At 45.2% G+C, this 7117-nt stretch carries 5 protein-coding genes; all 5 read right to left on the bottom strand.

Features of this window, described 5'->3' with window-relative positions; translation table 11 throughout:
* Positions 1–559: 559 nt before the first annotated feature.
* The 5 genes from F6K53_RS30090 to F6K53_RS30070 all read right to left on the bottom strand — a co-directional run bounded on the left by F6K53_RS30090 (position 560) and on the right by F6K53_RS30070 (position 7014).
* Positions 560–1708, bottom strand: a complete 1149-nt coding sequence (locus tag F6K53_RS30090; RefSeq protein WP_293083202.1) for a glycosyltransferase — start codon at positions 1706–1708, stop codon at positions 560–562.
* Positions 1709–1914: 206 nt separating this feature from the next.
* The gene (locus F6K53_RS30085) at positions 1915–3030 is read right to left on the bottom strand and encodes a glycosyltransferase family 4 protein (protein WP_293083204.1); all 1116 of its coding nucleotides are present in this window, start codon (positions 3028–3030) and stop codon (positions 1915–1917) included.
* Positions 3031–3329: 299 nt separating this feature from the next.
* A complete protein-coding gene (locus F6K53_RS30080) occupies positions 3330–5522 on the bottom strand; it encodes a hypothetical protein (protein ID WP_293083199.1) in 2193 nt (730 codons plus the stop codon).
* Positions 5523–5725: 203 nt separating this feature from the next.
* On the bottom strand, positions 5726–5911 hold the full coding sequence (locus tag F6K53_RS30075; protein ID WP_293083207.1) for a hypothetical protein: 186 nt from the start codon (positions 5909–5911) through the stop codon (positions 5726–5728).
* Between the two features lie 23 nt (positions 5912–5934).
* Complete coding sequence (locus tag F6K53_RS30070; protein WP_293083198.1) at positions 5935–7014, bottom strand: glycosyltransferase; 1080 nt, start codon at positions 7012–7014, stop codon at positions 5935–5937.
* Positions 7015–7117 lie beyond the last annotated feature (103 nt).

Raw genomic sequence — 7117 nt, 5'->3', positions numbered from 1 at the left:
CCTTTATAGTCGGTCGGTTATGCAGCATAGGGGAAAGGTTTTGTAGTAAGGCTCCACTATTCTAAGGTTTCGTCTCCAAGGAGACCTCTATTTTTCCTGGTTCCGGCCTGGTTAAACAAGTCACCTCTTTGAAGCAAGAATCCCCGTCCTTCCAGGGCGGGGAGTGTCAAAGGAACAATGTCCTACTGTAGGAATTGATATGATTCACCGTATCTTGCGCCAGGAAAGGAACGCTGGGCGGCTCGAATGCCTTGGGCGAGGACCAAATGCCCGTTGGCGGAAGAAATAGGTACTGTACCTATTAAATAGGTACTGACAAGCTAGTTAGTACCTATTTAATGGTAATTTCCTTTGGAGAAGCTGTGTGATCAGGCTTGTGTTCGCACCTTCAAAGCCCCATGGCAAGAACAACCGTTGCTCATCTATAGCAGAGAAAGAGTTGGTTAGGACATAACTATTTTAGTTTAAACAAAACAGAAATCCCCCCTTATATAGCGCTACGCGCAAGTCATAACTTACTTTTGACTTCTGACTTCTAACTTCTGAGTTGCACGTAGCGCTATACCTTCTTCAGAGCTTGGTCAAAGGTCATTAACAGGGATTCCAAGGAAAAAGTTTCCTTAGCATGGATATAACCTTGCTCGGCTAGGCTATCTGCAGCGCTTGGATCACATAGCAAATTACCAATGACCTTAGCCAGTGCTACTGAATCTCCTGGCGGTACCAAGTGACCAGTCTCGCCATCCTGAATCAATTCCACTGCACCACCAGCAGCAGCAGCAACTACGGGTCGTTTTGCCAATTGACCTTCGACAATCACCCGACCAAAGGGTTCCGGTTCAGTAGAGGTATGGAGTACAATATTGCAAGCAGACATCAATGCTGGCACGTCATTGCGAAATCCCAGCATGTGAACACGACCAGCAAGTTCTGGTGCCGCAGCCATAGCTTCGAGCCGTGAGGCGTATTCTGCTTCACCAAATAGGGCTTTACCAACCAACAGGGCGTGTACATTGGGAAGTTCCTGTAAGGCTTCTAGTAAAATATGCTGACCTTTCCAGTAAGATAACCGACTGAATACACCAACTAGTGGAGCATCACCAATGCCCAGCTGGTCACGGATTTGAGCGGATTGATCCGATGCCAGATTATCGAAGGGGTCTGAACCAATACCGTTGTAAACCAGTGTTACTAGGTCTTCGCGTCCCCCAGCAGCGATAAAGGCTTCACCAGTAGCACGAGAATTGACCAATACTTGAGATACTCGACGATTAGCTAGGAAAACGGCTATGGCACGATTGACCGAGCTAAAGTGTTGTGCGGTCACAATATCTCGCAGGTGCCAAACCACTGGACGACCGCCCATCAATGTTGCGATCGCAGCAGCAATGAACGCTTTTTGGGAGTTAGCGTGTACTAGCTCAAAGTTACGTCCAGCTGCTGCTATTTGACGAGCCATCCACCACAGGGCAGGTAATGCCTTGACAGCACTGAGTCCCCCTGAAGTTTTTACGGCTAAGATGGATTGGGGTGCAGGTATGACCTTGACCTTCACCTGTGCAGCTTCGAGCCGTTGCCGGAACGGGCCATCGGCAAACAGCAGTACTTCGCTGGTGTCCCGGTAGGCAATGGCTAGATCCAGCAGGCTTAACTCAGCTCCCCCCAAAACGGCGGCATGATCGACAAAAAGGACTCGACGGCGCTTCATAAGAGTGGGTAGTTCAAAAAGAGTGTTTCAAACGTGCAAAAGCTCACAGACTAATCTGATCACTGATCTCGGCTATCGCATTTACTAGTTTAATGAGGTACATTAATTTTTAGTCTTGCTCTGAAGCTCCATGCTCTGAAGCTGCATGCTCCCTAAAAGCAAGAATAAACGTACCTCACATAATTAAAAATTGCTATAAATGTTGATTAATTTATAGCAGCTTGATAAACCGATTTAATTCGTTGAGCAATCACCGGCCAAGTATAGTGCTCATGAACATAAGCTTCACAAGCCTCAGAGCTAGGTAGTTGACGCTTACCAGAAAATACCTCGATCATGCCCTGAGCAAGTTGATCAACAGAAGTCCCTTCAAACAATAAGTCTTCCGAGAAAGGCTGTAAAATCTCTGGAATACTATCTACAGGTGTTCCTAGAACAGGTGTTCCATTCACCAAGGACTCAATAACAATTAGACCAAAGCCTTCCCATGCCACGGTTGGCACCACGGAGAAAGTGGCAGCACGGTAAGCTAGGGCTAAATCTTGATCCGACACAAAACCCAACAACCGGACATGGTCAGTCAGTCCTAATGCTTCAATCTGTGCTTGCAAGGTTGGCATCAGTGTGCCTTTACCCGCTATCAGTAGCAGCACGTCTGGATAGCGCTTACGCACCTGCTCCACTGCTGCAATTAAATTTTCCAAGCCCATGCGTTTAGCTAACCGTCGCACAGCTAAGATAATTGGTCGATCTTGAGGCCAGCCTAGTTTTGACCGTGCTTCCTGGGGTGTAATGGTGGTGTCGAAACGCTCGGTATCAACCCCCGGAGGAATGATGTGAATGCGCTCTAGTGGGATATGATACTCTTGGTGCAAGGTGTTACGGAAAGCCTCAGAAAGTACGATAAACTGGGCTATCCGTCTGTAAGTCACCCGCTCTAGCATCCATTTTAACCGAGTCGCAACGGTATTGCTGCCTTCTACATGCCCTTCTAATGCCCAAGGTCCTTGGAAGTGCATCACCATTGGGCGACTGTCTAATTGATCGAGGATTGGAAAGGTATATAAAGCAAAGTGGGAGACTACTAGGGGGTAGTCTTCCTCCTTCAGCACTCGATGCATCGTCTGTCGGATACTGCTCCAGCGTTGCCAGAGAGGAGATTCATGGCTAGCAAAGGCTTGGACTTGACCACCGGAGTTTTCAGATACAGCGGTTGAGCCTGCCACTAAGCCATGCATCTCCACACCAGCTTCGGGTAAGTAACGAGTGCAATCGTAATAAACTCGGTTGAGTCCTCCTGCTTGTTCAGGGAACCAACCCATACCGATTTGAAGTGTTTTCACAGTACTATAGCCTCGATAGTTTTTGTTAAAGCAAAGGGAAGAGGGAGTCGGGAGTCGGGAGTCGGGAGTCGGGAGTCGGGGGAAGAAAGTTGAATGTACCTGATAAGTATGATCAACGCTATCAATTAAATTGGTAAGCTGCTGTGCCTTTAAATTGCCTATTTTCCAATTAGGAAAAAACCTGAAAAACCACCACATCTTCACCCCATCTCCCCATCTCCCCATCTCCCCATCTCCCCAAAGCGCCCCCATTCAAAATTGAAATGCACAACAGCTGATTAGGGGTCCATCTTTATCCGGTACATTAAAGCTTTAGCGTAAAAATCCTCTTCAGCAAATAGCAAGTATTCTCCATTTTTTATTCGCACTACTCTTAAGGCCATCGGGACATCCAGCCAACCTGTGGTTGATTTTACTTCTGGGCCGGGATTTATTTTGCCAATCTCTTGACCTGTGCGAAAATCATAAACTCGCACTTTAGGGTATCGATTCGGATCTTTTTCATAACTATTATCGACATAGCCGACAAATAAATAGTCTCCCGAAATAGCCATACTTTTCGGTAAATCTGGTCTGACTCCTTCGGATTTTTGATTATAAGCGATGACTACTTCACCGGCTTTTTGTGGCGCTTTACTCCAATTGATATATTTGACAGCTCTGTTACCAATCAATCCCCAATCACCCCTTTTCTCAAACGTCGGGGAATATCCAGCAATGTACATGCTATCGGTTTTAGGATGATACTCAAGTCGTTGAAGAATTTTAAATTCCTGTGGCATTTCAAAGGATTGTTGATTGTTAATATCGTAAATTGGGCTGCCGTAGGAATCAAACCGTTTAAGGGATAGTTTTTTAATGCCGTTTGTTGATGTACCTATCCAGATATTACCGTCATCATCAGGCCAAAATGCCCAACCCCGATAGTTTTGTCCTTGATTATATTCACCTTGTTCAGCCTGTTCCTCTTGTCCATTACCGTTTTTATCTTGCCAATAGCGATAATCTAATTGACTTCCCCAAAATGAGGCAGTGGGAATAGCGACTTCCCCATCAGTTGCCGGATTAAACCGATAAACATGGATCCCAGCTGACTCGGTATACATACTATTAGTAAACATCAGCTTACGACCCTTAACCCGGCGAATCATAGCACCAGCATTATGCTTGATAGTCTTCTTAATCCGATTATCATTAGGATACTTAAAGGGATTAACGGTATGGGCGACATGAGTCCATTCTTGACCTGATGATTTACTGTAATCTAGTTTAAACTGTTGATTTTTCGTATGAACAACGGTTTCATCCGCTGGATCAATATCAGGAATGTCAATAAATAAGAGACCTTGTAATTTCCAATTGAGAGTCCCATCCAGTTTGTAGCTATCCAGGGTTAATCCACCTGCTTCCCAAGCGTAAATCCGACTGGGATCACTGGCGACATAAATATTATTATCCTGATCGACTCCAATCCCGGTAATGGAATTAAAATGTAAGGGTCTGATTTTGCCTATTTCCTGAGGACTTCCGCTGTATATTCCTCCTTTAACACCAAAGGTTCCATCAGGAGTTGGATTATTACTGCTGTCTAGATTTTTAAAGATTTTAATCTGGTTATCAGGTCCACCATCTCCTACTAATAGGCGATTTTGATTATCCACAACAATAGCTGTAGGGATGCGAACCGAATCAATTTTACCTTGAACTTTGCCCGTTTCTATATTTAACTTAAGTATCTTATTGGTCTTGTTCTGGATAACCCACAACGAGCCAGTTTTATCTAAGGCTAACTTCCCCGGTTGATTCACTGACCATTCTTTAACCGGTTTCATGGTCTGGGCATCATAAACTTTGATTTTATTGTTAGGAGTATCACTAACATATAAGCGACTATTATCTGCTGCAATTCCCCGAATCAAACCTTGATTGGTATTGATAATCAACATACTATTATCATAGCCATTACCCCCCTTAAACTTTGCTCCTTTATAATTACTTCTGTTATAGCGACGAACACAATACCATTTATCATCAGAATTGGGATATCCTACGCCATAGCGACCCGTTTGTCTCATCGCCATGTAAATATAGTTATCATTCACTGCGATCGCAGTTCCCCCCGATCGTCCCCAGCCATGGGTAGCATCGAGTTGACCAAGAACATCACCATTTTTATAAACCCCCCCTTCTCTACCAGCTTCATCCCAGGGAGCATTAGCATAAACCGTACCATCGGGACTTACAGCCATCGCTAAAATCGATAGCTGGACATGTTTATCCTTGCCGGGAAGCTCACCTCCAGGACCATAGGTATTACCGATCCAAGAGGTAGTGTAAGTCAAGGGTTGGCTTGGGTTGGATTCAGCGGTTATAGTGTCATTGTTGCTAATCACAGAATGGGCAATAATTACCAAAACAGCGATCACAGGAACAATCGCAGCATATTGCCATTCGGGGATACGTATTGACATAGTTTTTTCCCTGAACTCGAAACTGTTTAAAAGCTTGAAGGTTTAAGGTTAGATGGTTTAAGGTCTAAGGTTAGATGGTTGAAGGTTGAAGGTTAGATGGTTGAAGGTTGAAGGTTAGATGGTTGAAGGTTGAAGGTTAGATGGTTGAAGGTTAGATGGTTGAAGGTTAGATGGTTGAAGGTTAGATGGTTGAAGGTTGAAGGTTATTTCCTTGAAGGTTGAAGGGTGTTCGCGTAGTGTGGCCAACGGCCAAGGCTGACTGCTGACTGCTGACCGCTGACCGCTGACGGGTAGGTTGAAGACTGTAATATCATGTCCGCATAATTACCCTTAATAAAAATCTCCCCATCTCCCCATCTCCCCATCTCCCCATCTCCCCATCTCCCCATCTCCCCATCTCCCCACACTTTGATTATGGGTATTCAACCGGACTTGATCTCAGAAGCTGATGGTAGACAGTAGTAATCTTCTCCACCATAGTGGTGAGGGTTAGTTCCTCAATGTTTTGCTGTGCTGCACGTCTTAATCTATCCTGTTCAGATGGACTAGCCAGAAGCATCTCGATCTGATCTGCCAGTGCGATCGCATTTTTAGGAGGAACTAGCACTCCTGCCTTACCGTAATCTAGTGCTTCGGGAACACCATCCACACTAGTAGCAACAATCGGGCAACCGACCTGTCGTGCTTCCATCAAAACCAGAGGGAAAGACTCACGGTGTGAAGCTAGGACAAAAACATCCGCTGCCATCATGTAAGCTTGGGGATTTTTTTGAAAACCTTCAAAGTGAATACGATCAGCAACTGACGATGCCGCAGCTTGAGTTTCAAACAATTGACGGTCGGGACCATCTCCCACTAAGTACAAATGTGCCTGAGGACAACCCAAAGCGACCTGCTCAAAAGCGCTAATTAACTCAGTAATTCCCTTACGTCGGTTCATGCCAGCTACGGTGACAATAGCTGGATGTTCCAAAGCTTTAGGAGTGCAGGTTTCTATTGCAGGTAATCGGGGACTGCCTAGAGTGCGATTCTTGATCACAGGCATTTTCCCCATGGGAATACCCCGCTTAGACATGGACGTTGCTACCGCATCACTCACGGAAATCACCCGTTCAGCCAATCCCATCACTACTGAGCTACGTTGGTAAACATTGTGAATATGGGATACTAGCTTATATTTTGCTGAACCCCGTAGGAACCGAGCTAGGACTACTCCCGTCATCATGTGTCCATGGACAATATCTGGCTGAAATTCTGCAATTATCCCTCGATAACGCCCAGCAGCCTTGAGCAGATGCAACGGTTTTCGAGTCTGATCCAGTTCAAAGTGAGTGACGCCATAAGCGCTTAGCAATGTTTCATATGCCCCACCAGCAGAGGCAATACAAACCTCATGACCCGCTTTCGCTTGCTCACAGGCAACGTCAATTGCTACATTGACAATACCATTACCAGTTTCTTTAATATGGTTTAAGATATGGAGTATACGCATCAAACCTCTCCCAAAAAGCAAAGCACCGCCATATTTGACCTATAAGTTAATTTATAAGTTAATTTATAAGTTAGTTAGGAATTGGTAGTTGAAACATCCGGCT

Origin of the sequence: Moorena sp. SIO4A1 (assembly GCF_010672065.1) — a bacterium.
Classification (GTDB): Bacteria; Cyanobacteriota; Cyanobacteriia; order Cyanobacteriales; family Coleofasciculaceae; genus Moorena.
Note: the sequence above shows the minus strand (reverse complement) of the source record. Positions and strands in the feature narration are given on the sequence as shown.

What these genes read in the sequence shown, in the direction of transcription:
- F6K53_RS30075 (WP_293083207.1), bottom strand. Translation starts at nt 5,911, where the DNA reads ATGGGGAGATGGGGAGATGGGGAGATGGGGAGATGGGGAGATGGGGAG.
- F6K53_RS30080 (WP_293083199.1), bottom strand. Translation starts at nt 5,522, where the DNA reads ATGTCAATACGTATCCCCGAATGGCAATATGCTGCGATTGTTCCTGTG.
- F6K53_RS30085 (WP_293083204.1), bottom strand. Translation starts at nt 3,030, where the DNA reads ATGGGTTGGTTCCCTGAACAAGCAGGAGGACTCAACCGAGTTTATTAC.
- F6K53_RS30070 (WP_293083198.1), bottom strand. Translation starts at nt 7,014, where the DNA reads ATGCGTATACTCCATATCTTAAACCATATTAAAGAAACTGGTAATGGT.
- F6K53_RS30090 (WP_293083202.1), bottom strand. Translation starts at nt 1,708, where the DNA reads ATGAAGCGCCGTCGAGTCCTTTTTGTCGATCATGCCGCCGTTTTGGGG.